Annotated in this window: 1 protein-coding gene and 1 pseudogene; one reads left to right on the top strand and one right to left on the bottom strand. The window is 61.7% G+C overall.

Annotated elements, in window-relative coordinates; genetic code table 11:
* Positions 1 to 250 precede the first annotated feature (250 nt).
* Positions 251 to 496, bottom strand: coding sequence for a hypothetical protein (locus GP2_RS20835; protein ID WP_006902641.1), 246 nt, complete (start codon positions 494 to 496; stop codon positions 251 to 253).
* 71 nt (positions 497 to 567) lie between these two features.
* On the opposite strand from GP2_RS20835, the pseudogene GP2_RS20830 reads away from it, so the two are divergent.
* A pseudogene (locus GP2_RS20830) lies at positions 568 to 757 on the top strand (site-specific integrase); the annotation flags it as partial.

Raw genomic sequence — 757 nt, 5'->3', positions numbered from 1 at the left:
TTAACCCGACATATCGACAGGATTATGCAGACTCGCCGCATAAATGCGCTTGAGAGCCGGTCACGTGACACGATTCGTCACGGGATGTAAACGGTGACCCCTGCGCCGAGTCGCCACCTCCCATACGGTCTCGTGGACTCCCCCACCCCCGGCCATCGGTGTGAATAGTCATGCGTTTCCTCGAATGGCAGGTGACTCGGCGCGTATCGGGAGATGCCACACGAGTGGCAGGTTTTCACCGCCTCGGACGTCATGTGTCCCTGTTGGCGCGTTCGGTCAACGCTGCTCGGGCCGCACGGAGGCTGGCTGGGTCTTCGAGCCCAGCTCCGATTGCGGCGGCAAGCAGGCCGCAGACGAGGACGAGGTCCCCGCGGCTGAGGTGGGCTGTCTGGATGCGGAGGCCTTCCTCGAGGCCTTGGGCATCGATCCAGTGTTCGGCGGCCTGGGCGAGGGCGTCAGCCGCCGCGTAGTGGGTGAAATTGATGCGACTTGTCATCGGCGATTCATCTTCCTGTGTTGAGTGCGGTTGAGTCGTTTGATCCGACGGTCGAAGCTAAGAATCACCGCGTACTCGTGCTACTTCTCGCGTACACCGGGCTTCGCTGGGGTGAAGCGATCGCTCTGCGCGTTGAACACCTCGACCTCCTACGGAAGCGAATCAACGTCGTGGAGAACGCGGTTCAGGTCGATCAGCGAATCGTCGTCGGGACACCGAAAAGCCACGAGGCTCGCTCGGTTCCCATTCCGGGCTTCCTAG

Origin of the sequence: Gordonia paraffinivorans NBRC 108238, from assembly GCF_000344155.1 — a bacterium.
In the GTDB taxonomy this organism is placed as follows: Bacteria; Actinomycetota; Actinomycetes; order Mycobacteriales; family Mycobacteriaceae; genus Gordonia; species Gordonia paraffinivorans.
Note: the sequence above shows the minus strand (reverse complement) of the source record. Positions and strands in the feature narration are given on the sequence as shown.

What these genes read in the sequence shown, in the direction of transcription:
- GP2_RS20835 (WP_006902641.1), bottom strand. Translation starts at nt 496, where the DNA reads ATGACAAGTCGCATCAATTTCACCCACTACGCGGCGGCTGACGCCCTC.